The sequence below is a fragment of the Arsenicibacter rosenii genome (assembly GCF_001870735.1).
GTDB classification, from domain to species: Bacteria; Bacteroidota; Bacteroidia; order Cytophagales; family Spirosomataceae; genus Arsenicibacter; species Arsenicibacter rosenii.
Window position 1 is genome coordinate 139526 of record NZ_MORL01000009.1, and the last position, 24965, is coordinate 164490.

At 50.6% G+C, this 24965-nt stretch carries 21 protein-coding genes; 14 read left to right on the forward strand and 7 right to left on the reverse strand.

Going from position 1 to position 24965, the window contains the following annotated elements:
• Positions 1-189: 189 nt before the first annotated feature.
• On the forward strand, positions 190-1005 hold the full coding sequence (locus BLX24_RS17520) for an Fpg/Nei family DNA glycosylase (RefSeq protein WP_071504478.1): 816 nt from the start codon (positions 190-192) through the stop codon (positions 1003-1005).
• A 128-nt stretch (positions 1006-1133) separates the two neighbouring features.
• A complete protein-coding gene (locus tag BLX24_RS17525; RefSeq protein ID WP_071504479.1) occupies positions 1134-2636 on the forward strand; it encodes a DUF4301 family protein in 1503 nt (500 codons plus the stop codon).
• A gap of 59 nt (positions 2637-2695) precedes the next feature.
• On the opposite strand, the gene BLX24_RS17530 is transcribed toward BLX24_RS17525, so the two are convergent.
• From BLX24_RS17530 to BLX24_RS17555, 6 genes are all read right to left on the reverse strand, one after another.
• Entirely contained in the window at positions 2696-3187 is a 492-nt protein-coding gene (locus BLX24_RS17530) for an RrF2 family transcriptional regulator (protein WP_071504480.1), read from the reverse strand.
• Between the two features lie 382 nt (positions 3188-3569).
• Entirely contained in the window at positions 3570-4493 is a 924-nt protein-coding gene (locus tag BLX24_RS17535) for a rhomboid family intramembrane serine protease (protein WP_071504481.1), read from the reverse strand.
• Between the two features lie 3 nt (positions 4494-4496).
• A complete protein-coding gene (locus BLX24_RS17540) occupies positions 4497-5276 on the reverse strand; it encodes a rhomboid family intramembrane serine protease (RefSeq protein WP_071504482.1) in 780 nt (259 codons plus the stop codon).
• Between the two features lie 27 nt (positions 5277-5303).
• The gene (gene mutL, locus BLX24_RS17545; RefSeq protein WP_071504483.1) at positions 5304-7292 is read right to left on the reverse strand and encodes a DNA mismatch repair endonuclease MutL; all 1989 of its coding nucleotides are present in this window, start codon (positions 7290-7292) and stop codon (positions 5304-5306) included.
• 110 nt (positions 7293-7402) lie between these two features.
• Positions 7403-9835, reverse strand: a complete 2433-nt coding sequence (locus BLX24_RS17550) for a TonB-dependent receptor (protein WP_071504484.1) — start codon at positions 9833-9835, stop codon at positions 7403-7405.
• A 143-nt stretch (positions 9836-9978) separates the two neighbouring features.
• Positions 9979-10350 carry a DUF8478 family putative metalloprotein gene (locus BLX24_RS17555; RefSeq protein WP_143092707.1) on the reverse strand — a complete coding sequence of 124 codons (372 nt, stop codon included), beginning with the start codon at positions 10348-10350 and terminating at the stop codon, positions 9979-9981.
• A 571-nt stretch (positions 10351-10921) separates the two neighbouring features.
• On the opposite strand from BLX24_RS17555, the gene BLX24_RS17560 reads away from it, so the two are divergent.
• The 9 genes from BLX24_RS17560 (at position 10922) to BLX24_RS17600 (ending at position 20188) form a co-directional block, all read left to right on the forward strand.
• Positions 10922-11956 (forward strand): sensor histidine kinase, encoded by a 1035-nt coding sequence (locus BLX24_RS17560; protein WP_071504486.1) that lies wholly within the window; start codon positions 10922-10924, stop codon positions 11954-11956.
• A 101-nt stretch (positions 11957-12057) separates the two neighbouring features.
• On the forward strand, positions 12058-12777 hold the full coding sequence (locus BLX24_RS17565) for an RluA family pseudouridine synthase (protein WP_071504487.1): 720 nt from the start codon (positions 12058-12060) through the stop codon (positions 12775-12777).
• A gap of 165 nt (positions 12778-12942) precedes the next feature.
• Positions 12943-13242: a Dabb family protein gene (locus BLX24_RS17570; protein ID WP_071504488.1), complete on the forward strand. Its 300-nt coding sequence runs from the start codon at positions 12943-12945 to the stop codon at positions 13240-13242.
• A gap of 126 nt (positions 13243-13368) precedes the next feature.
• On the forward strand, positions 13369-15138 hold the full coding sequence (locus BLX24_RS17575) for a tetratricopeptide repeat protein (protein ID WP_071504489.1): 1770 nt from the start codon (positions 13369-13371) through the stop codon (positions 15136-15138).
• Positions 15131-16129, forward strand: coding sequence for a lipoprotein insertase outer membrane protein LolB1 (lolB1, locus tag BLX24_RS17580; protein WP_229201837.1), 999 nt, complete (start codon positions 15131-15133; stop codon positions 16127-16129). The genes BLX24_RS17575 and lolB1 overlap by 8 nt, the downstream gene beginning before the upstream one ends.
• Before the next feature lie 21 nt (positions 16130-16150).
• Positions 16151-17638 carry a murein hydrolase activator EnvC family protein gene (locus BLX24_RS17585; protein WP_143092708.1) on the forward strand — a complete coding sequence of 496 codons (1488 nt, stop codon included), beginning with the start codon at positions 16151-16153 and terminating at the stop codon, positions 17636-17638.
• A gap of 25 nt (positions 17639-17663) precedes the next feature.
• A complete protein-coding gene (gene panB, locus BLX24_RS17590; protein WP_071504490.1) occupies positions 17664-18482 on the forward strand; it encodes a 3-methyl-2-oxobutanoate hydroxymethyltransferase in 819 nt (272 codons plus the stop codon).
• Position 18483: 1 nt separating this feature from the next.
• On the forward strand, positions 18484-19215 hold the full coding sequence (locus BLX24_RS17595) for an RluA family pseudouridine synthase (RefSeq protein ID WP_071504491.1): 732 nt from the start codon (positions 18484-18486) through the stop codon (positions 19213-19215).
• Positions 19216-19477: 262 nt separating this feature from the next.
• Complete coding sequence (locus tag BLX24_RS17600) at positions 19478-20188, forward strand: head GIN domain-containing protein (RefSeq protein WP_071504583.1); 711 nt, start codon at positions 19478-19480, stop codon at positions 20186-20188.
• Positions 20189-20240: 52 nt separating this feature from the next.
• Here BLX24_RS17600 and BLX24_RS17605 read toward each other — a convergent pair whose 3' ends face one another.
• A complete protein-coding gene (locus BLX24_RS17605; RefSeq protein ID WP_071504492.1) occupies positions 20241-20867 on the reverse strand; it encodes a Uma2 family endonuclease in 627 nt (208 codons plus the stop codon).
• A 90-nt stretch (positions 20868-20957) separates the two neighbouring features.
• Between BLX24_RS17605 and BLX24_RS17610 the strand changes: the two genes are divergently transcribed.
• The 3 genes from BLX24_RS17610 to BLX24_RS17620 all read left to right on the forward strand — a co-directional run bounded on the left by BLX24_RS17610 (position 20958) and on the right by BLX24_RS17620 (position 24909).
• Positions 20958-22247, forward strand: a complete 1290-nt coding sequence (locus tag BLX24_RS17610; RefSeq protein WP_071504493.1) for an McrC family protein — start codon at positions 20958-20960, stop codon at positions 22245-22247.
• Positions 22248-22310: 63 nt separating this feature from the next.
• A complete protein-coding gene (locus BLX24_RS17615) occupies positions 22311-23645 on the forward strand; it encodes a gluconate:H+ symporter (RefSeq protein ID WP_071504494.1) in 1335 nt (444 codons plus the stop codon).
• A 100-nt stretch (positions 23646-23745) separates the two neighbouring features.
• Positions 23746-24909 (forward strand): DUF748 domain-containing protein, encoded by a 1164-nt coding sequence (locus BLX24_RS17620; protein WP_071504495.1) that lies wholly within the window; start codon positions 23746-23748, stop codon positions 24907-24909.
• Positions 24910-24965 lie beyond the last annotated feature (56 nt).

Sequence of the window (24965 nt, forward strand, 5' to 3'; positions counted from 1 at the left end):
AGTTAGAAATTAGTTGGTTAAAAAGTAGTTGAGTAATCGACAACTAATGTTTCCAGTCCAATAAGATTGATCAGGAATGTAGAGTTTTGCTATGGAGTCTTTCTGTTTAGTGTTTGGAGCGTTTATACAAATCTAAAAACGTATTCCGGCAAAAAATGTTTCATTAACAACTAAAATTATTAATAAAGTATGCCTGAATTACCCGAAGTAGAAACAAGACGGCAATATCTTGAGGCCTCTTCACTTTATCAACCCATCGAACATATTCTGGTCGAAGACCACAAATTACTGACTGTTGACTACGAAACGCTGCTCGGAAAACTGGTTGGCTGTTCCTTTACGGGTACCCGTCGCGTTGGTAAAAATTTATTTGTCCTGACCAACAAACCGGACGTGATTCTGCACCTTCATTTCGGTATGACCGGCGATCTGGAGTACTATCACTCATCGGTCGGCCGGCCCAAATATGCCCGTATTGTCTTTGCGTTTGAGAACGGCTTTAACCTCGGTTTTATCTGCCCGCGCAAATTTGAGCGTGTCGGCCTGGTCGATGATATAGATACGTACCTCACCCGTAAAAAGATTGCTCCCGATGGCCTCGCCATTTCGCTTCCAGAGCTAACGGCACGTGTCCGCCGGCGAAAATCACCGGTAAAACCGGTCTTGCTCGACCAGTCTGTTGTGGCGGGTCTGGGTAACTGGATTGTCGACGATGTACTGTTTCAGGCCGGCATTCACCCGTTAACGCTGGCAAGCAGCCTGTCAGATGAGGCCATGCACCGTCTGCACGAGGCCATCCGGCATGTTTTAACCGTTGCGATTGAACACGAAGCCGTTTACCGGAATTTTCCGGCGTCCTTCCTGATTCATGCGCGGGAGTGGGATCACAGTCCATACGAGGCCCCCGACGCACACCGGTACTGTCCGGTTTGTCAGACTCCTATCCAGCGCACGGTTGTCGGAGGCAGAACGACGCTTTACTGTCCGGTTTGTCAGCCGGAGTAAGCACATTTTAGCCTACGGTCGATTTACCTCAATTTTTTATCATTCGTATCCCCCGATGGGTGCTTAATCCTTTGCTGTTTCCGGCGAAATCGCGTATTTGCCATCTAAAATTCTGACACAAAGCCACTATGTTCTCTCAACAAGACCAGGAACAAATTCAGGCCCAAGGTGCCACCCTCGACCTCATTAACGAGCAGATTCAGCATTTCGTTGATGGATTTCCTTTTCTGAAAGCGATTAAGGCCGCCACCATCGGCGACGGCATTGTGCGGGTACCCGACGAGCAGATTCTTGCCTATCTGCAACAGTACGACGAACTGTCTGGTGACTACACCCTCATGAAATTTGTACCAGCCTCAGGCGCAGCAACGCGGATGTTTAAATCACTGTTTGCCGCCCTCGACGGAAAATCAGATAAAGCGACGGATGAGTTCTTTGCCCGCCTGACCGATTTTGCTTTTTACGATGATCTGAAAGCGGTCATGGCCGAAAAAGGTGAAGACATCACGACGGCCGATCGCCAGACCACACTCCGGTATTTACTGACAGCAGACGGCCTTGATTACGGTAGCCTGCCTAAAGGGCTGCTGAAATTCCACAACTATGCCGATGGCCCGCGCACACCGGTCGAAGAACATTTGATTGAAGGGGCAGCCTACGCCAATGCCAATGGCCTGGTTCGTCTTCACTTTACGGTATCGCCGGAACACCACAGCCGTTTCGAGCAATTGATCATCGAAGCCAAACCCGACTATGAGGCGTGGTTGGGCGTTGCGTTTGACGTTACCTTCTCCGAGCAAAAAAAAGCGACAGACACGATTTCGGTCAACCTCGACAACACGCCGTTCCGCAACAACGACGGCTCACTGCTGTTCCGCCCCGCCGGTCATGGTGCGCTGATCGAGAACCTGAACGACATCGACTCTGAAATTGTGTTCATCAAAAACATCGACAACGTTGTACCGGATGAGCTAAAGGAAACCACGATTACGTACAAAAAGGTATTAGCCGCCCTGCTGATCAATACCCAGAAGCAGATCTTCCGGCTGCTGGAGTTACTCGAAAGCGATGAAGTAAGCGACGGCTACATGGCAGAAGCCGACGAGTTTTTGCGTACGACGCTCTATACGCTGCCTCCGGTTGGCTATGAAAACTTCAGCCGTGACGAGAAAATCGCTTACCTACGCCAGAAACTCGACCGCCCTGTACGGGCCTGTGGTATGGTGCAGAACGTTGGCGAGCCGGGCGGTGGTCCGTTCTGGGCGCAGAACCCGGATGGGTCCGTGTCTTTGCAGGTTGTAGAATCTGCTCAGTTCGACATGGACGATGCAGAGCAGAAAGCCATTTTCGAGACAGCGACGCACTTTAATCCGGTAGACCTGATCTGCGCGCTGAAAGACCGGCATGGCAAGCAATATAACCTGCCTGATTTCCGCGACCCGCAGACCGGCTTTATCACCCAGAAATCGAAAGACGGCAAAGACCTGAAAGCACAGGAGTTGCCGGGCTTATGGAACGGTGCTATGGCCAACTGGAGCACCCTGTTTGTGGAAGTGCCGCTGATTACCTTTAACCCTGTCAAAACGGTTAACGACCTGCTGCGCAAAGAACATCAGCCAGCTACGGAATAGCAACAAAAAAGGAGGGCAATGCCCTCCTTTACTTTTATAGCCAGTCAATCTTGTCTCAGCTAAGCCGACAACAGGCCGGATGTATCCGTACCTTCTGCCTGCGGCTCACCGATTGCGATTTCTTTTGTCTCTAATAAGCCTGTGTTCTGGAAGGTCAGCAGACTTGTGTTTTCGTAAACACCCAGATTGGCATCCCGGACACGCTCCATAATCGGGCGCAGCGCACAAGTTACTTCGTCTTCACAGTCATCACATTTCACATAGAAATTGATGGATACACAAGGGGTTGGCGCAATAGGGCCATCAATAACGCGGAGCACCTGGGCAAGATTTACACGACCCGGATCGACGCGCAGCAGATACCCGCCGCCTTTACCTTTCTGGCTCTGCAAAATGCCATGATTGCGTAACTCAAGCAGAATAGCCTCCAGAAATTTCTTCGGAATATTCTCTTTAGCAGAAATGTACGAAATCAGCACCGGACCCTTGCCGTATTCTTCAGTAAGAACTTTGAGCGCCTTTATGGCATACTTTGCTTTTTTTGAGATCATCTCGTTACGGTTTACGGTGCTTAGGAATGGTTGTTGAACATGATTAAAAATATCTACACTCACAGACCGTTACAGTTCAGCAAGTTAATGATAGCTTTATTCTCCGACAACTTTTTCTGGAATTTAGCTCCAAAAACTGATAAGAATCACTTCCCATCTGCACAATAAACCACACTCTTATTACGTTGACGGTGCTCTCCCCGAAAGACTTCTCTTTTCCTTCGTCACGAAGTTACCTATAGGATAGGTCAAATATATGGAAAATTATCGAATCCTATAATAGCGTTACTACTAGAAAGCAAATATTTACGAACAATATCTACCTTTTAAATAGTCTATATCCTAAAAATAAAACCCCTGACGGGGTTTTATCAAGTAAGTATCAGTTTCTCTGGCTTGCCCTGAAAAGTTTTTGTTTCTCTTCTTTTGTCAGGCTTTCGTAGCCGGAACGCGAAATTTTATCCAGTATCGAATCAATTTCGTCCTGATCCGGCATAGACACCGACGACGAACCGCCCGCCATTGAAGAGTAAGCGGTTGCGTGTGTACTGGCGCTGCTGCGTTGCCGGTACGATACCTTTACCGGTGGCTTGGGCCGGAACAGGTTCTGCCACCCTTCCATTACCCAATAAATTGGCCGTCCTAAATCCGTACCGTTCTGCAACAGCTTAATAAAGAAAAAGCCCATTACCGCACCGCCAAGGTGTGCCAGCTCGCCTCCTGCATTCGGGCCTGTTGACTGCGCCATTGACAACACGATGAAAAAGAAAACAATGTATTTAATCCGGACCGGACCGAAAAACAGCAGATGAAACGTATAATTCGGCAGTAATGTTGCGGCACCTACTGCCACCGAATACGCCGCCGCCGAAGCACCCAGCATCGTTGACGAACTAACTTCTGCCTGGAATAACGGCACCAGGTTATAAATCAAAATATAAGAGACACCACCTGCAATGGCCCCCAGGATATAAAGCCCTACCAGGCGGCGGTTGCCTAAATATTCATCGATCAAGCGGCCGAACCAGTACAGGAACAGCATATTGAACAGAATATGGAATGGTTTTTCGTGTGTAAAGGAATACGTTATGAGCGTCCATGGCTTATGCAGGAAAGCGTCAATCGATGCCGGAATAGCCAGCTGTTCGGTAACCAGCGAATAATAGCCCGTTCGGTTGGCCATCCATAGTGTCAGGTTTAACACCAGTAAGGCCAGAAATACCATTGTATTTACCAATATCAGCTGTACCAACGTATTGTTGGGCTTATTAAATTCTGACCTGAAATCATCAAACAACCCGCTCATGCCTCAGTAAAATTTTTTTCGTTGAGAACCCCAGTATTTAACTAATATGAATGCGAACAGCATACCGCCTATGTGCGCAAAGTGAGCAACATTGTCGGCCTGTGCCCGGTATACCCCGGAATAAATTTCGTATGCTCCATAAAAAAGAACCATGTATTTGGCTTTCACCGGTATAGGTGGAAACAGTAAAATCAGTTCAGTGTTTGGAAACAATAAGCCAAACGCCATAATTACACCAAAAATCGCTCCTGAAGCCCCAACCATGGGTTCGTTTACCTGCGCCAGCCAGTATGTATTCACAAAACCGAGACTTTCCTGAATAAAACGCGGGTCACGCGGATTTGCCTCAAAGCTATTCAGAAAAGGCTCAATCCGATCATAGGACGAACCAGCATGATCTGTGATAAAGCTCATAAAGTTTTCCGGCGTCGGTGCACTGCGGTAAGCATCTACTGCTTCCAGCAGATGGCTCATCTCATAATAATTTACCCCCAGGTATAAGGCAGCTGCGCCAAGCCCGGTAAACAGATAAAAAAAGACGAAACGGCGTGACCCCCAAACGCCTTCCAGCATAGGCCCGAAGACCAGCAACCCGATCATATTACTGAAAATATGCCCGAGCCCCCCATGCAAAAACATGTGGGTTAATAACTGAACCGGTCTAAAGTCATCCGATAAAACTGAATGCAGGCCAAACTGATTAATTACGGCTGAGCCTGTAACCAGAAACGCCAGAACATTTAAAATAAGTATAACTCGGACAACAGGGCTTAAACTGATCATTTTTACAATTTACGTAATATAAACTATTTACGGTTTGAAAAATCCTGCAATTTTATCTAACGTCAAGACACTTGTAATGGCCTCCCCCTTGGGCGTATAACCGGGGTTTGAGGACGCAAACAGCTGATCAACCAGTGCTTTACACTCCACCGGACTCAATCTGGTCTGATAGCGTGAAGCCGTACGCCTGGCCAGTGAACGGGCCAGGGCTTCGGGGCGTTCCAGCTTAAGTTTACCGGTATCTTCGCGGAACTGCGCCAGCAAATTACCAAACACATCTTCTTCGCTTTCTGTTGCGGCGCCCAGCGTCGGTGACAGTGCCGGAACACCGCGAATCACCAGCGAATTTGCCCCCAGTTCGTCAAACTGAAAACCCAGACTGGTTAGTTCCTCCCGTAACTCCAGTGCCAGCTGGTAATCTACCGGCATTAATTTAACCGTTTTCGGAAACAATAATTGCTGGGATGCACCGCTGTGCCGGGTAAGGGCACTCTGAAACTGATCGAACAGAATCCGCTCATACGCCCGTCGCTGGTCGATAACCAACAGTCCTGACTTTACCGTCGCTAATAAGTAACGGTTCTGGACCTGAATAATATTGTCGGGCTGTACATCATCACCTTCGCTGAGCTGATTTGCCTTGCTCCCCAGTGTCAGAGCCGGCTGTTCCGGCACCGGCGGTTCAGCCGTTGGCAACCAGTCACTTACCGGCGGGGTAGTTGTTGGCGGGGTAGCGGGTTCCGGTTTGGCAATGCCTTCAAATAATGCCTGCCAGTTACGGGCCGAACTCTTTTTCAATGCCTCGGTCTCCGCACGGTCTGATGATGCTTTGTCAAAATTATAGTTTGATGGCAGTGAACGGGGACGATCACGGGGCATATCCGGGTCACTTGCGGCAGGCCGCTCGCCTGTAATCCAGGACGGTACCACCGGCCGTGGCCCGGAGGCATCACTTCTCCCCCGGTCAGTGGCACTCCCCTGCCCTGAGAGGAAATTTACGTTTCCGTCAAAATCAAGGGAAGGCGCCAGGTTATACACCCCCATGGCTTTCCGGACCGCAGCCATCACAATTGCATACACCGACCGCTCATCATCAAATTTGATTTCGGTTTTAGTCGGGTGTATATTAATATCGATGTGTGAGGGATCAATGTCGATAAAAAGCACATAGAACGGATGACTCCCTTCAGGAAGCGTCCCTTCATAGGCGCCCGTAACGGCATGATGCAGATAGTTATGTTTGATGTACCGCAGGTTAACGAAAAAGAACTGTTCGTTCCGGGTCTTCTTGGCCGACTCCGGTTTACCAATATAGCCCCGTACCTTTACATACGGCGTTTCTTCTTCGCAGTAGGCGAGTTGTTCGCGGTAACTTTTCCCGAACATATCAATAATCCGGCGACTCAGTTTACCACCCGGCAGGTTGTATACTTCACGGTCGTCCTGAAACAGCGTAAAGCTAACTTCCGGATGAGCCAGAGAAACCCGCTGGAATTCATCCAGAATATGCCGCATCTCCACCGAATTTGATTTCAGGAAGTTCCGGCGGGCCGGCACGTTAAAGAAAAGATTTTTAACCAGCAGATTCGTTCCCGGCAGGCAGGAGATAGCCTCCTGTGCTTTCAACTCAGATCCTTCAATACGAATAAGCGTACCCAGTTCTTCAGATGCACGCCGGGTACGCATCTCTACCTGGGCAACGGCGGCAATCGATGCCAGTGCTTCGCCCCGGAAGCCCATCGTCCGGATACGGAACAAATCATCTGAGGTCCGGATCTTGGATGTGGCATGCCGTTCAAAACTCATCCTTGCGTCGGTCTCGGTCATGCCTGCTCCATCATCGATTACCTGAATCAACGTACGGCCCGCATCGCGCACGATCAGCTGAACTGATTTAGCGCCCGCATCGACGGAGTTTTCCAGCAATTCTTTTACTACCGAAGCCGGTCGCTGAACCACTTCTCCTGCCGCAATCTGATTGGCAATCGAGTCCGGTAATAGTTGAATGATATTCACGTACGTGTTGGTTTTACGGGTTGCTATTAAGCTACCAGGTCGCGACAATGATACAAAATCTGCCCTGTAAAGATAAATCGAAACCCGTAAAACGTTCACCCCGGCAGCTTTTATGGTTTAGCTTTCGGCGCAAATGAAAGCGGAACGACCACTTTTACACTTACATTCCGTCCCATATTGAAAACCCCCGCACGACCCGTTGCCGGATTAAGACCAAAATACTTTAACCGATTCTGATGACTCTGGTAAGCCCGGTCGAACACATTCTGCACCGTCAGATAAACAGAAAACAGTGTCCGGCCATCGGCGTTGGCGATATCACCGCCTCCCCCTATGTTACATAACGTAAAACCGGGCGTAGGCGTTTCCGTTCCGTACGCTAATAATGCCTGATTTTGGGCCTGATTGTGCTCTACTTCGATTTGGGCATATAAATTTTTCATACGGTCTCCCCATTGCGTCTTCGTCAGCTTAAGCTGGGCAATAAAACGCGGCGGTGGCAGAAACGGCAGATAGCGGGCCGAGTCATTCCGGGCCGACAAATTCCGGGAACGCACCAGCGAATACGAGCCCATCAGATTAAACCAGCGGGCATTAAGCGGATTCACGGTTGCCTGAAGCTCTGCACCATATAACACTGCATTGCCCTGCACATACCGGTAGGTCAGAATCGGACGGGCGGGGTCAACAATCGAGTCGCGGCCGAAGCGGTCGAGTACTTTCTCGGAAAACGTATAGTTACTGATCTGGTTACGGAATACGCTGGCGATCACATGAACGCCGGGTGTTTCCAGTTCTACGCCCAGATCGCCCTGCCACGAGGTTTCCGAGCGCAGGTTCGGGCTACCGATTTCATACCGGAACGTACCGGCGTGTTCGCCGTTGGCTGAGAGTTCCGGCACCGACGGCGCCCGGAATACGCGGGCCACGTTGGCTTTCACCGTAAACTGACGGGTCAGGTTGTAAGACGCACCAAAGCTGCCTGTCGGGTTTGAAAACGTTTTATTGAGCCCGGCAAAACGGGTCTGGTTCTGCGAAGAAGCGGTCTCGGTAAACGCCCCGTCGGGAGTGACATAGAGCGGGTTTACCGCCATCTGCCGGACATCGAAGCGAACCCCGCCGCTCATGGTCAGACGGTCGGTCTTTTTCTGGAAAAAGGCCAGTAAGCCATTGTCCCAGAACCGGTACCCCGGATAAAGCACATCAAGTCCCCGGTTCTGATTCCATTGGTTCATACCATTCCAGCCAAAGGTCACATCCCAGCCGTTTTTAGCGTTCAGATAATATTTCAGGTCATAGAATACATTCTGCAGCATGAAAAACAGGGCCGGTTCTCCGGGCGTCAGCGTGCTGGCGTATTCAAGCCGCCGGTTCTGGTTGTAGCTGATAACCGTTGAGAGGTTTCCCGAACCCAGTTTGGCAAAGGTATTCCATGAGAGCTTCATGTGATTCAGACTCTGGTAGTTTGCCGGATTAATGGCCCGGCCGCGCAGTTCATCGTCGGATACGGTCACCAGCCCTTCTGTCTCATTCGTCAGGCGTACCAGTTTCTGAAAACGCCCGAGGCGATCCCGTTCGCCGGTAACGATATTGATATCCTGATGAAAGTTTGATACATAAACCTGCGAATACCCCCAGCTACGGTTTACCCCTACTGTTGCGTTCAGATCCAGTTCGCGGTAGGCCGAGCCGTATACCCGCCCATCGTACTGGTTCCGGTAGTTACCGGCATTTTTATAGCTCGTTCGGAAACGGCCAAAAACGCCGTTCTTTGCAGAGCCTTCGACCATGCCCGATACACCGAACATCTGGTTATTGCTCTGGTAGTTGGTCAGTACCTGGCCGCGCATCACGCCTGGCTCAGGAGGCCGCGCCGAAATCAGGCTCATTACTCCGCCAAGCCCATCCGAACCATACAACAGACTACCTGCCCCCTTGATGATTTCGTAGCGGTCAATCGAATACTCATCTACCTGGAGGGCATGCTCTTCGCCCCACTGGTTATCTTCCTGCCGCACACCATCGTGTACGGTAATCACGCGGTTAAAGCCCAGGCCCCGGATCACCGGCTTCGACAGGCCCACTCCCGTCGTAATCTGCGACATTCCAGGCAATTTGACTACGGCATCGACCAGGTTGGTGGAACTACTCTGCAGCCACTGCAATTTCGAATAGGTCATAATCGGAATCGGGCTTTCCTTAACGGTAGCACCTGTTGTGAGGCCCGTAACGACAACCTCCTGTAATTGCCGGGAGTCGGTTTCCAGCGCAAAGTTGACGGTGCTGCTGTCGCTGCCGATTTTAACTTTCCGGTTAACCGTCTGGTAGCCGACCAGCCTTACTTCAACCGCCTGGTAACCGGCAGGCAGGTTGCTAAACCGGTAATGACCATTCACATCGGTAACGGCTCCTTTTTTTAGTTCACGCAGGTAAACCGTTGCACCGATCAGCGGCTCCCGGGTATTCTTATCCGTAATAATACCATTTAACTGTGCCAGTACCAGATTCGGTACCAAGCATAAAACAAGAAGAAGTTTATACATGGAGAGTATATTGTCTATGAGATGAAACGCCAAATCATGGCACAACGCACGCTGCTTCTGTACGCATACGACAAACTGCAGGGCCATATCTATAACCCACAGTTTAGCCTATACGAACAAAGCATAGTGCCAGGTACCAGCCATTAAATCACTACATAGACAGGGGGGCCACGATGCCGGAAAGCAGTATGCCGGCGGCCGGAGATGCGGGCGAGAAAACGAACAGCAGGCGGAACCGTAAAAGCGGCCATAAACACCGCCAGCCAGAAGAACGGCTCCGGATTGGTATACAGGACGTTGGTAACCGCATCCAGCCAGAGCAACTCCTGCTGCGTGTGGTTGTTGGGCTGGATCGGATCCTTACCAACGGGCTTGTAGGGGTGTGCGTGGGTGATAATCGTCCCGTCTGCCAGCCGGTGGGCATGCAGAAACAAGATTCCATTCACCAGCATCCCTACATAAAGCAGGAGCAGAAAGCGGGCAGTTTGGGATCGGTACCGGTTCGAATTCAACACGTTAAGCAACAATTTTATAGAGCAAATGTAGTTAATACATTAAAAAAGCGTCCCTAAACATTAAAAATTACCTCTTTTTCTTGCTGTTGGACCAATTTTTGAAGTAGAACAAACAAGACGGCTGCTTATGTAGTTAATAAAGTGAAACTTTTCTTTCGAATATTTCTATTTCCAGCTTGTTGTTTTGTTTAAAAAGATTTAACTTTGGTGTACTTATTAATCTCTACTGAGAAGGTAGTTTTTTAATAGCTAAACCCAGACTAACCTAATTGAAAATCCGTAACTATTACCTGAGATGAGAAGACTCCGTTTATACATGATCCTGCAATGGGTATTCTTTTTGCCCATTATCTTGCCTCTGTGTATAGCCTTTGGTGCGTTACAGGGAGCAATTCAGATGGTTGAGCGCGTTATGCATCAACTGCTGACCGATGTAGCACCATCAGATAATGCTACGTCTTTAGAATAAAACCTTGACCAAAAGACTTTCGCTGAAGGCAACCTGTATACTTAACAGGTTGCCTTCAGGTGTTTTTGGGCATAAACGACCAAATATTGTACCTTTGGTATCATGTTGTTAAGCCCAAGAATCACCGCCCTGCTGCTGGCGGTCCTGATTTCAGCCCTGACCACTGTCTTTCTTGCCTTTGTAGAAGGTGTCACCAACAGCATGCTCTTCGTGGCGGGCGTCTCGTCGTTTGGTGTTTCGTTTTTCCTGATCCTGTACGCCATTGAAATTCTGGTCTACCGGGAGGTCGATAAAATGTACAAGACCATCCATAAGCTTAAGCTCAAGGATTTTAATATTACCCGGAAAAGTATCTCCAAAAACAATAATCCGTTCAAAAAACTCAACGACGAAATCTTCGTCTACGTCGCCAAAAAGCAGAAAGAGATAGAAGAGCTCCGGCGCATCGAGCAGTTTCGGCGGGAGTTTCTGGCAGATGTCTCGCACGAGCTCAAGACGCCTATTTTTGCCGCTCAGGGGTTTATTCATACGCTCCTCGACGGTGCGATTGACGACGAAAAGGTCAGAGGCAAATTTCTGGCAAAAGCCGCGAAAAGCCTCGATGGCCTGGATGCCCTCGTAAAAGACCTCGTCGCCTTGTCGCAGTTGGAAACGGGCGAGGTAAAAATGCACTTCGAGCGCGTCGACCTGCACGAAGTCGTCGGTGAAATTTTTGATCAGCTGGAAAAAATTGCCCACAACAAAGGCGTTTCCCTGAAAGTCAGGACCGACAAGCCAAACGGAACCTGGGTGAAAGCCGACCCGCAACGCATTGTTCAGGTGATGACCAACCTCATTGAAAATGCCATTAAATACGGCAACGAACATGGTAAGGTGCTGGTCTCGCTCGAAGAAGACAAGAAAAATATTCTTGTTTCGGTAAAAGACGACGGGCCGGGGATCCCGCCGGAGCACCTGAGCCGTATTTTTGAGCGTTTCTACCGCGTCGATAAAAGCCGGTCAAAAGAGCGTGGGGGAACGGGTTTAGGCCTCGCCATTGTTAAGCATATTCTGAATGCCCATAAGTCAAAAATTACGGTGATGTCAAAAATGGAGAAAGGCACCACCTTCAGCTTTAAGCTGGAAAAAACAGACTAGGCAGCAGCACATTTAGACAAATTCATTTAGCCCGGCCTGCCACCTCGTTTTGTCCGTTACGGATATGAGCACCGGAACGGCCCGGGCCTGATACGATTTCCATGAAAATCAATTTCGAAGACCTGATCGTTTTTGAGAACGAAGACTATATTGTTATCAATAAACCGCCGTATGTAGCATCGCTCGATGAACGTACGTCTGACCGGTCGTCAAGCATTCTACGGCTGGCCAAAGCCTACCATGCCGATGCGCAGCTGGGTCACCGGCTGGACAAGGAAACCTCAGGTATTCTGGCCATTGCCAAACACCCGGAAGCATACCGGCATCTGGCCATGCAGTTTGAACACCGCGAGGTAACCAAACGCTACCATGCCGTTGTGAACGGTGTGCATGATTTCGATAGTATTTCGGTATTTCTGCCTATTGCGCCGATCAAAGACGGAACGGCCGTACGTATTGACCGCCAGAAAGGAAAGGTGGCGGAAACGATTTTCAACACAATGAAGGCTTACCGGCAGGCGACGCTCGTTGAATGTATCCCGATTACGGGACGGATGCACCAGATACGTGTGCACCTGATGTGCCTTAAAGCGCCGATTGTCAGCGATCCGACCTATGGCGGGGAGCCGGTTTTCCTGTCTCAGTTGAAACGCAACTTCAATCTGAAGAAAGACACTGAGGAGTATCCGCTTATCCAGCGGGTTGCCCTGCATGCCCATTCGCTCACTTTTAATTTGCTGAACGGCGACCGGATGAAGATTGAAGCGCCCTATCCAAAGGATTTTGATGTGCTGGTGAAGCAGCTGGAAAAATTTTCCTGACCAGCCTATAATCGGGGCTGATTGTTATGTTTGCATCGATAACCGGAAATGTATAACGGGAAATGCCCGATGATCAAGTAATATAGTACGTGTTCATCCGCAACCTTCCTCCATTATTCATTATCCATACTACATGGTTCATTCTCATACATAATTTCCTTAAACATGTTCGTACACACAGTATTTTTCTGGCTTAATCACCCTGATAACCAAGCCGATCAGGACGCACTGCGGGCCGGTCTGGAAACCCTGAAAAGCATTGATGCCATTCATGCTGCCTATATCGGTAAACCCGCCGGAACCCGCCGCGCCGTGATCGACTACAGCTATGATTTTTCGATCACATTCATTTTTACGGACCAGGCAGCTCAGGATATATACCAGGAGCATCCGACTCACCTGAAATTCGTAGCCGATTGTGCACACCTGTGGTCGCGTGTACAAGTATATGATGCGGTTGAATAAGCCGATAAACTGTTATCTTTGTCTGATTCCCACCTGTTTTGCGGGCGATCTGCAATAGAACGATTTACCCTGCCGTTTCTGGATAATAATCGTTATATACTGATATTGCTATCTTTTACAACTGCGATGAACACACGTTGCTTAACTAAATACGTACTCGGGTGTCTGGTCTTTACGCTGCCAGCCACAACGGTGCTGGCGCAAAAAAAAGCCGGTGAAAAGCCACTGAGCACGACAGCGCCGGCCGCTGCCCAATCGGATCCCGTCCGGGCGCGGCTCGAAGACGAATCGCAGTTCATGGAAGGCATGAAGTTTCTCATGACCGATGAGCCTTCCAAAGCAATCGCGCAGTTTGAAAAATTAGTTCAGAAATCGCCTGACAATGCGGGGGCTCAGTATGCCATGGCGTCGGCGCTGATGAAAACCGGCAAAACGGCAGAAGCCATTCCTTATGCCGCTAAAGCTCACAGCGTCGACAAATCCAATAAGTTTTACTCCCTCCTGCTGGCCGAACTGTATGTCAAACAAAAACGCTACAGCGATGCCGAGGAACTGTATGAAAGCCTGCTCAAACAAAGTACCGATAATATGGAGTACGGCGTTGAGCTGGCGGCCATCTACCTTTTCGACGATAAACCCGATAAGGCACTGGATGCCTATAACCGTGTAGAGCGGGCTCTGGGTATCAATGAAGAAATTACCCGCCAGAAACAGCGGATTTATCTCAAGCAGAACAAAATTGATAAGGCCGTCGAAGAAGCGGAAAAGCTCGTTGCGTCGGAACCCGGCGAACCGGAATACCTGGTCGAAGGAGCGGAACTGCTCATCGCCAACGACCGCAATGACCAGGCAATCGGCTGGCTTGATAAAGCGCTGAAGCTGGATCCGGATATGGCACAGGCCCATGTTATGCTGGCCGACATCTACCGGAAGAAAGGCGATATGGCCCGCTGCAAACAGGAACTGGATCATGTCTTCAACAACCCGAATCTGGAACCCAACCTGAAGGCCCGGATTCTGGCAAGTTATGCCGCCCTGAACGGCGACGATAAGGCGGGGCAGCAGGATGCGCTGAAAATGGCGCAGGATCTGGTAAAAACTCATCCGAACGATGCGAAATCGCTCATTATGATGGCAGATTTACTGGCTCAGCAAAACAAATTTGCCGAATCCCGCGATGCCTACGTAAAAGCCGCTAAACTGGACGAGTCATCGTATCAGGTATGGGAAGCCATTCTGCAGCTCGACGGACAGCTCAATCAGGTAGACAGCCTGCTGGTGCATTCCGAAAAAGCCCTGGAGATTTTCCCGACTCAGGGCCTGTTCTGGTATTCAAACGGATCAGCGAATCTGTATAAGCGCAAGTACCAGGCGGCTGTTGATGCGCTCGAAGAAAGCCGAAAGCTGATTTCGTCGACCCAGAATCCGGATCTGGTTAAAGCTATTAATGCCCAGCTGGGTGATGCCTACAACGGCGCCGGTGATAACGCCAAATCCGACGAGGCGTATGAACTGGTGCTGAAAACCGACCCGCTGAATGAGCACGTGCTCAACAACTATGCCTATTTCCTGTCGCTGCGGAAAGATAAACTGCCGCAGGCAGTGCAGATGTCGCAGAAACTTGTGGAACGCTTCCCGACCAACGCCACCTACCTGGATACGCATGCCTGGGTGTTGTATGTGATGAAAGATTACGCCAAAGCCCGTACCTACCTCGAGAAAGCCGTTACTAACGATCCGAACGTCAGCGGCACCATTCTGGAGCACTATGGTGATGTTTTATATCAGCTGGGCGAGCGCGACAAAGCCGTTGAACAGTGGAAAAAAGCCAAACAAAAAGGCGAAGCAAGTAGTAACATTGACAAAAAGATTGCCACTGGAAAGTTATATGAATAAAGCACAGATGTATGATTTGGGATGGTTTTCACTCCGTTTCAAGCACGTTTTCCGGAAAAGTACCAGATCATATATCCTCCCGGCCAATCTGTGGACCCTCCTGCTGGCAGTTGCCCTGCTAACGGGCAGTGAAGGCTGCCGCCGGCACCGTATGGACCGCTCCCGGCCTTCCGGCCAGTCAGCGGCCACCGCACCCGATACGTCTGTCAGACAACCGGCGATGCCGGCCGACTCTGGTGCTATGGTTACGTCAGCACCGGTCACAACACCATCAACAACCTCAGCAGCAGCCCCGAAATCACCTCGTCCGGGTATTGAAGAAGCACGGGCTAATGTTGCTGAAGTTGATTTTACGTTCCTGACCGCCAAAGCCAGGGTTTCGTTCAAAAGCAAAGACCAGGACATCGACAACGCTACCGTAAACATCCGCGTGAAGAAAGATAGCCTGATCTGGATTGCCATCTCAAAAATCGGCGTTGAAGCCGCCCGGGTGCTGGTCAACCGCGATTCGATTACGATTCTGGATAAAATCAACAACGAGTATACGCAATACGACTTTCCCGGCTTAAGCAAACGCTTCAACTTCGACATGAACTTTGAATTGCTTCAGGCCCTGATTGTCGGCAATCTGCCCCTGCCCAAACAACCCGCGCAGAAAATCAAAAACGAGCGTGACTACCTGCTGCTCCGCCAGACCGAAGGAAAGGTACTGGTAGAAAACTACATCGGCGAAGAAAACCGGAAGCTGAAAAAACTGATGGTGGTGGAACAGCCGACCAAAAATACGCTCCGGCTCGACTATGCCGATTTCACGGCGTTGAACAACTTTTTATTTCCCTATACCAGCCTGATTACCCTCGATTACAAGTCGGGAGCAGACGGGCAGTTTTATCAGACCTTGTTGCGGATTCGGCATAGCAAAGTCGAATTGGTAGACAAAAACCCCGGGTTCCCGTTCAGCATTCCGGCTCGCTATACGCGCCGGCCCTGACCGGAACCCTGATTTCAGCTTATGTGTACAGTAACGTGGCAAGCTCATTTCCGGTTTACATTTTTTCTCCTGACCGGTCTCTCGCTGGTGAGCGGGCTGGCCTATGCGCAACAACCCCGCAACCGGCAGGTACTGGAGAAGGAAAAAAAACAGAACCTTGAAAAAATTACCGAAATCCGGTCGATTCTGAAACAGACCTCAACCGAGAAGCAGGCCACCATGGGCAAGCTTAAAGCCCTCAATCAGCAAATCCGGTCGCAGTCTGAGCAGATCAACCTGATGACCGAAGACCTGAGACTGATGGATTCGGAAGTGGTTGAGCTCCGGAACGCCAGCAATAACCTTAACGAAGAGCTTGGTCAGCTTAAAAAGCAGTATGCCGAAATGGTGTACTCAGCCGACAAACGGCGCCAGCAGCTCAACCCCCTTGGCTTCCTGTTTTCGTCGGATAACTTCAACCAGCTAGTTGCCCGCTATCGCTATCTCAAGCAATATTCCGATGCCCGCCACAGTCAGGTAAAGCAAATGGAGCGGGTAAAGGGCATGTTGCAGGAAAAACGCGTGGCAACCGAACAGAAGCGCCAGCAGCAAAAAACAACCCTGACGGCCAAGGTATCGGAAGGCAAAAAGCTGGAAGGGCTGAAAGATGAGCAAAATAAGGTCGTCAAAGAACTCAGCCAGCGCGAAGTACAGCTTCGGGATGAACTGGCAGAAAGCCGCCGGGCGGTGACCAACCTCGAAAACATGATCACGCGCATCATTGCCCGGGAAGCCAAAGAACGGGCTGAGCGGGAAGCGCGCGAAAAAGCCGAACGGGAAGCACGCGAACGCGCCGAGCGCGAGCGATTAGCCCGCCTGGAAGCCGAACGGAAAGCCGAAGAGCGCCGGAAGGCCGAAGAACAACGCCGTGCCGAAGCCCTGGCCAATGCCAATAAACCGGCTGATAATCCGACGGAGCCTAAACCAGCCGAGCCGAAGCCAGCCGAACCGAAGCCGGTTGAGCCTAAACCGGAACCGAAAGCCGAAGCTCCCGTGGTGGCTTCGCGGCCTGCTGAAGCCCGTGAGAATAACCTGAATGAGGCTGAGTATGCCCTGGCCTCGTCATTTGCCGCCTCAAAGAACCGGCTGCCATGGCCGGTACAGCACGGATTTGTTTCGGATAAATTCGGGGTTAAGCCTCACCCCGTTCTGAAAGGCCTGATGGTTGAAAACATGGGGATCGACATTCAGACCAATGCCGGTGAGTCGGTTCATTCCGTTTACGACGGCGTTGTACAGGATGTAGCCTATATGCCGGGCATGAACAACGTAGTAGCGATTCAGCACGGAAACTATATGACCGTTTATGCCAAACTGAAAAGCGTTTCGGTCAAAATCGGTCAGCGGATTAAGGCACGCGACATGATCGGCAGTGTGGCTACCGGCAAAGACGGCATTACCGAAATCCAGTTCCAGATCTGGAAGAATCTCACCAAAATGAACCCGGAAGCGTGGCTGCGTCCACGATAAGCATACCCTATTAAACTGCAATACCATGTCTGTACACAATCCGGATATAAAGCGGGTAACGACGCACGTTATTCAGGAACTGAAAAATAGAGGAGAAAAAATTACCGCCCTGACCGCCTACGATTTTTCGATGGCCAAAGTAGTCGATGCGGCAGGTGTTGAACTAATCCTGGTCGGCGACTCGGCATCCAACGTGATGGCAGGTCATGAAACGACCTTACCGATCACCCTCGACCAGATGATTTACCACGCCAGTTCGGTGGTACGGGCCGTAAAACGGGCTCTGGTAGTCGTGGATCTGCCGTTTGGCTCCTATCAGGGCAACTCATCGGAGGCACTGCGGTCGGCCATCCGGATTATGAAGGAGTCGGGTGCGCATGCGGTTAAGCTCGAAGGCGGCGTCGAAATTAAGGAGTCGGTTACGCGGATTCTGAGTGCCGGAGTACCGGTGATGGGGCACCTTGGCCTTACCCCGCAGTCGATCTATAAATTCGGCACCTATACGGTCCGGGCCAAAGAAGAAGCGGAGGCACGGAAACTAATTGAGGATGCACAGATGTTACAGGAAATCGGATGTTTTAGTGTCGTCCTCGAAAAAATTCCGGCTGCCCTGACAAAACAAGTCTCTCAAAATCTGAGCATTCCGACGATTGGTATCGGTGCAGGTCCTGATGCCGACGGTCAGATTCTTGTGTTACACGACTTACTGGGCATTACCAAAGAGTTCAAACCCCGCTTCCTGCGCCGGTATGCCGACCTGAACGGAATCATGAACGAGGCCATCGCGCATTATGTCGACGATGTAAAAACACGCAGCTTCCCGAACGAAAGCGAAGCGTATTAATATGAAAAAAAGGAAACCTTTTCAGGTCGTCTACGAAGACAATCACCTGCTGGTTGTGAACAAAGAGCCGGGTATTCTGGTGCAGGGAGACCGCACCGGCGATATTACTCTTACCGACCTCCTGAAAGATTACATTAAAGAGAAATACAACAAACCCGGCGAGGTATTTCTGCACCCTGTTCACCGGCTCGACCGCCCCGTGAGCGGTCTGGTAGTGTTTGCGCGCACGTCGAAATCGCTGGAGCGCATGACCGAGCTTTTCCGGAAGCGGCAGATTCAGAAAACCTACTGGGCCGTTGTCCGGCAAAAGCCCCCGCAAAAGTCGGACAAACTGGTGAACTGGCTCGTAAAAGACGAAGCCAAAAACCAGGTAACGGTATACGACTACGAAGCACCGAACTCGCAGAAAGCCGAGCTGAAGTACCGGCTCATGGGCCTGATCAACGAACACTATCTGCTGGAGGTTGAACCGATTACAGGCCGTCCGCATCAGATCCGCTCGCAGTTGGCACACATGGGTTGCCCGATTCGCGGCGACATCAAATACGGATATGATCGTGTGGTAGCCGACAAGAAAATCTACCTGCATGCCCGCCGGTTGTATTTTATGCACCCAGTGAAGAAAGAGCCGCTGATCTGCAAAGCCGGTCTGCCGGCCGATCCGTTCTGGGAAGAATTCCTCGAACTCGATTCAGAAGACTACAAAGACAAAAACCTGGATTTCATTTATTAGCAATCCCGGCCATTCTGAAGCCGATGCACGTTGTGTATCGGCTTTTTTTGTCGCAAATTATATAAGCAGAAACTTTTTCAATCGTTTATAGGGGTCTTTTACGGCACGGTTGTCATAGCGCTATACAACCGGCATGGGGTCGTTTCTTTTTTCAGGCCAATCAACCAGTTAAACCTTTTGGCCTGTTAACCTATCCAACCGACATGGAACGTTGCTCCGCCAATGCGACAAAACAAACAACAACACGAACGAATACAGCAGTATGAAACGCGCTATTTTCCTTACTACCTGTCTGGCCATCCTGGCATCTTTTTCTGCCTGTACCTTCAACTACATCGACCGTGATCCGTACGAAGAGGTCATTCAAACCTATGCGCTGACTGGCTTTGACCAGCTCTCAATGGGCAGTGCTTTTAACATCACCGTCCGGCAGGGATCTGCTTACCGGATTGAGGTACGCGGTAGCCGCAACGACGTCAACGACCTGGATATATATACCCGCAACGGCAAGTTGTATGCCCGCTACCGGACAAACAGCAAGCAACGCTACACGACCTATTTCACCATTACCATGCCTACTATCAGCGGTGTTGATTTTTCGGGAGCCACCAAATCGAGCATCAGCGGTTTCGGCGGTTTGCGGAGTTTTGAAGCCATTCTGTCCGGCGCATCCCGTTCCGACATCGACCTTGACGCCAGCAGCGTCCGTGTTGATTTATCGGGCGCATCGGAAGCGACGTTGTTTGGTTCAGGCAGTGTACTCGAAGGCGATTTATCAGGTGCCTCAAGCCTGTATGCGTTTGATTATCCGGTCAATGAAGCCATTCTGGATGTCTCGGGCGCAAGCCGTGCGCGGGTAGATGTGGGGAAAAATCTCGATGTAAGTGCTTCCGGTGCCAGCAATGTGCGCTATCAGGGCAACCCGTCCGTTCGTCAGAACGTATCGGGTGGCAGTTCGGTGCAGCGGGATTGATCACATACTACTGTACAGATGGTATAACCGGTTTTATACCATCTGTACAGTATCAGGCGTGCGGTGATCCTTTTTTTGTCAGGTACTCCCCGACATTAAACATGATCCCGTTCATTACCTCAATATCTTTGTGCCAGTCTTTTACCTGCCAGTCGGCATCAGGGGTGGCAACCATTACTTTTTTGGCTTTAGTTGTAATCCAGATGACTTTTTCTACACCAAACCGCAACAGCTTTTCTGTCTTCTTAAAAACATAGGCATCATTGTCAATATCTTCCGGATCAGCAGCTATATCCACTTCAATCACAACCTTAGGCGGCACATTTGCATAGAACTCATCAATTGCCTCAACAGGTAATACCTTGTTATCAAATATCAGCACGTCACCTGCCAGGTTCGTTCTTTTATCAAGATGTAAGCCCGTTTCGCTTGATAAAACAGTATATAGCTCTTCATCTAACTCTCTGAACAAAATCCGTTGGAAATAAGCAACAATAAAAGACTGTAATGCGCTTGAACCCATAATTTCAGAAAATCGCTTTGCCCCTGATAATACATCCCGATAGCCTTTGTAATGAATAGGCTTACCGTCCAGAATCTCGTAGATCAGGTGTTCAGGTACTTTTTGTTTTGACTTCTTTACAGCTCCCCCTCTGTCCCGTTCGCGCGTCGCTATCATATGCGTCCATTATTTGTTAACCAAATATAGGCAGATTCCGGACGAGAGACAACATCGGTGCTTGTGCCCAAACATCCGTACCTTTGCGCCATGCCGCTTCGCAAAACCATTTCCGAATACGGGTGTATCCGCAATGCCGACGACTTCCCCGGCAACGCTGATTCGTTTTCGGAGGTTTTTCTGCCGGGGCCCACTTTCCGCCAACTGCGTGAGCTGGCCGGTCAGGACGATGCCGATACCATCCTCCAGCTGATCTGGCAAAAAGGCCGCGAAACACTCCGTGTCAAAAATTACGTCGGCCTGCTCGAAATCCCGCATGGTGTTCAGCTGGAAATCCTACCTAAAATAGCCCGACATCAGCCGGATGTAGCCCGCCGGTCGCTGCTCAGGATGCTGCGGCGGCTGGCCAACAGCCCGTTCAGAAGCATTTCAAACGCACATACCCGAAGCAGCCAGCTGCCACTGTGGGAGATTTTTATTACTGTGTTTCTGGATGAGGTAGAACGCCTCGTCAGTCAGGGCATTCAGCAGACATACCTGACCGTTGAGGGTAATGAACCGTTCTGGAAAGGCAAATTTCTGCCAGGCCAACACCTGCGCCAAAACCTGTCCCATGCCGAACGTATCGCCATCCGCTACGACAAACGGACGCCTGATACCCCGCCCAACCGGATCCTGAAAACGACCCTGAACCTGTTACGCCCACGCACCGGCACGCTCCGGAATCAGGCCCGCATCCGGCAACTGCTACAGGCATTCGACGAGGTGTCGCTGTCGGAAAGCCTGACAGCAGACTGGCAGCTTGTTCAGACCAGCAGCCGGCAGGAGAGCCGCTATGCCACGGCACTGCGCTGGGCAGAGGCCCTGCTGCAACAGGAAGCCTACGGCGTTCGGGCAGGCACCGCCCTGTCGCTCGCGCTGCTGTTTCCGATGGACCGGATTTTTGAGCAGTACGTCACTCACGGCTTCCGGCATTATTGGCCATCGGGCAGCGTCAGCGCGCAGGAAGGCTCAATGCACCTGGTCGACACCCACGTAGGTACACCCAAATTTAAGCTCCGGCCCGACCTTGTGATCCGGCAAGGATTGCAAACGGTTATCCTCGATACGAAATGGAAACAGGTGGATGGTGCCGACCGCAAAGGCAATTACGGCATCGACACCGGCGATCTCTATCAGTTGTATGCGTATGGCAAAAAATACAACGCCCGTGACCTGATCTTACTTTATCCCGCCAACACTACGTTTCAGGAACCGCTGGACGTGTTCGGTTATGACCCCGACACGCGCCTGCATGTGGTCCCGTTTGATGTCACCCAACCCCTCGCGCAGGAAGTAGAAAAGATACATGCCCTGACTTTGTCTTTCCAGACGAAGTGAGTAATATACAGCCTCCGAAGCAACCGGAACCGCTTCGGTCTTTTCCGACAACCCACGTTACACATGCCTCTTCTCTTAACCCTCCTTGGCATTTTAGCCTTAGTGGTCCTGATTGCCTTTGTGCGCCTGGACACCTTTATTTCATTCGTTCTGGTTTCCCTGGCCATTGGTTTAGCCTCCGGTATGGAAGTAACAGCCGTTGGTAAATCCATTCAGACCGGCATCGGCGGCACCCTCGGCGACCTGGTCCTGATTATTGGCTTTGGGGCCATGCTTGGCCGGCTCGTGGCCGAAAGCGGAGCTGCCCGACGCATCACCGACGTTCTGATTGGCTGGTTCGGCATTAAAAACATTCGCTGGGGACTGGCACTTGCCGGTTTCGTGATCGGTATTCCCTTGTTTTATAATGCCGGTTTTATCATCGTTGTCCCTTTGATTTTTACTATTGCCGCCTCTTCAAGACTGCCTTTACTGACGGTTGCGGTTCCGATGCTGTCGGCCTTATCGGTGGCACACGGGTACCTGCCGCCCCACCCCTCTCCGGCAGCCATTGCCGGGCAGCTGAATGCGGATATTGGGAAAACGCTGTTTTATGGGCTGATCGTTGCCATTCCGGCCATCGTTATTGCCGGACCCATTTTTGGCAAAACGCTCTCGAAATACAACCCGCATATTGATCGCAGCCTGTTCAATATCAAGGATGTGCCTACGACAGATTTGCCGGGCGCCGGTATCAGTTTCTTTGTAGCACTGTTACCCGTGGCCCTGCTGACGCTGCTCGGCCCGCTCAAAACCTATCTTAGTCATCAGGAACAATCGACCGGTATGGCCGCCCTGACCAGCCTCTTCAAGCTGCTGTCAGAGCCGTATGTCGGTATGCTGGTGTCAGTCCTGGTTGCCGTTTATTTTCTGGGCCTCCGCCGCGGACAGTCGATGAAAGCGGTCATGAAAGACCTTGAAGAAGCCATTAAGGCGGCGTCGCCGATTTTGCTGGTTATTGCCGGTGCGGGTGCCCTGAAGCAGGTCTTCATGGACAGCGGTACCAGCAAGTATATCGGCAGTCTGCTGACCGATGCTGCCATTCCGCCCCTGTTGCTGGGCTGGGGTATGGCGGCCGTTATCCGCGTGTGTGTCGGCTCCGCTACGGTAGCCGGTCTGACCACGGTGGGCATTATTCTGCCGCTGTTACAGGCGCAGACCATTCAGCCGGAGCTGATGGTATTGGCCATCGGATCGGGCAGCCTGATGTTTTCGCATATCAACGACGGCGGTTTCTGGCTGTTTAAAGAATACTTCAACCTGAGTATTAAAGAAACAATCAAAACCTGGTCAGTTATGGAAACTATCGTCTCCATTGTGGGTCTGATCGGCGTACTGATTCTGGATCTGTTTATATAAAATTGATTTACAGGCGCGTATAGATCAGTCATTTACTGGACTATGTAAACCAAACACGCTTCATCGGGTTACTTGTATACTACCAATCCGATGAAGTACCTTGAAACGGTCTGTTAAAATCCTGCTTGTTGTGGCAGGGCTGCTGGTTGTGGCCCGTCTGCTGCTACCTTATATTGTCTTACGGTATGTCAACAACCTCCTGGCCGACATGGGGAGTTATACCGGTCATATCGAAGATGTCGATATTTCGCTGATACAGGGGGCCTACCAGATTAAGGAACTCCGCATCCGGAAAATCAACGGTAAGCTTCAGGAGCCGTTTATCTACATCCCGAAAAGTGATCTGTCGATTGAGTGGCCATCGTTGCTTAAGGGCAAGCTCGTGAGCGAAATCGAATGCTACAGCCCGCGCCTGAACTTTTCGTTCAGTACCGACGAAGCAGAGCGGCAAACCGGGGCTGAAGTAGACTGGACACAGGTGGTGAAAGAACTGATGCCGATTCAGATCAACCGCGTTGCCGTAGCCGACGGGCAGGTAAAACTGCTCAAGCTCTTCAGCAAAGCCAACACGGATCTGTCGCTCGGTAATTTTCAGGGCGAAATCCGGAATATCCGCAACGTGGATGAAAAACCGGGGCGTTTGCCATCGCCGATATGGGCCACCGGCGATGTGCCGGGCTGGGGCGGCACCATGCGTTTCGATGCCAACATGTACCTGCTGAAGCAAACACCGGATTTTGACTACAACATGCGCTTCAACGATCTTCAGCTCACCGAACTGAATACCCTGGCGCGGGAATATGCGAAAATCGACTTTGAGCGGGGCACCATCAGTGTTTTCAGCGAAATGGCCATGAACGATGGAAAGCTGAAAGGGTATCTCAAGCCACTGACGAAGAACATGCAGGTATTTAAGCTGAAAGAGCACGATGACCGGACCATCGGCAGCTTTTTCCGCGAGCTACTGGCTGAAGGCGGCGCAGAAGTCCTCGAAAATCAACGCAAAGATCAGGTAGCGACTAAAATCCCGCTGCGGGGCGATGTCAGCGACGTCTCGGTTGACATCTGGACGACCATCTTCGGTGTCCTGCGCAATGCTTACATTGAAGCGTTTGAAAAGAAGTTCGACAACGACGTCACATTTCAGGACGCCGTTCAGACGATAAAAGACGACTTCAAGGCGAAGCGCGAAGCCCGTAAGGCCGAACGCAAAGAAAAACGGGAAGCCCGCAAAAAAGCGCGGCAGGAGAAACGAAAGGATTGAATAGTGTTCATAACTAAGCAGAAACCTGTATTTTTGTAAACGTATCAGGTTTTGTA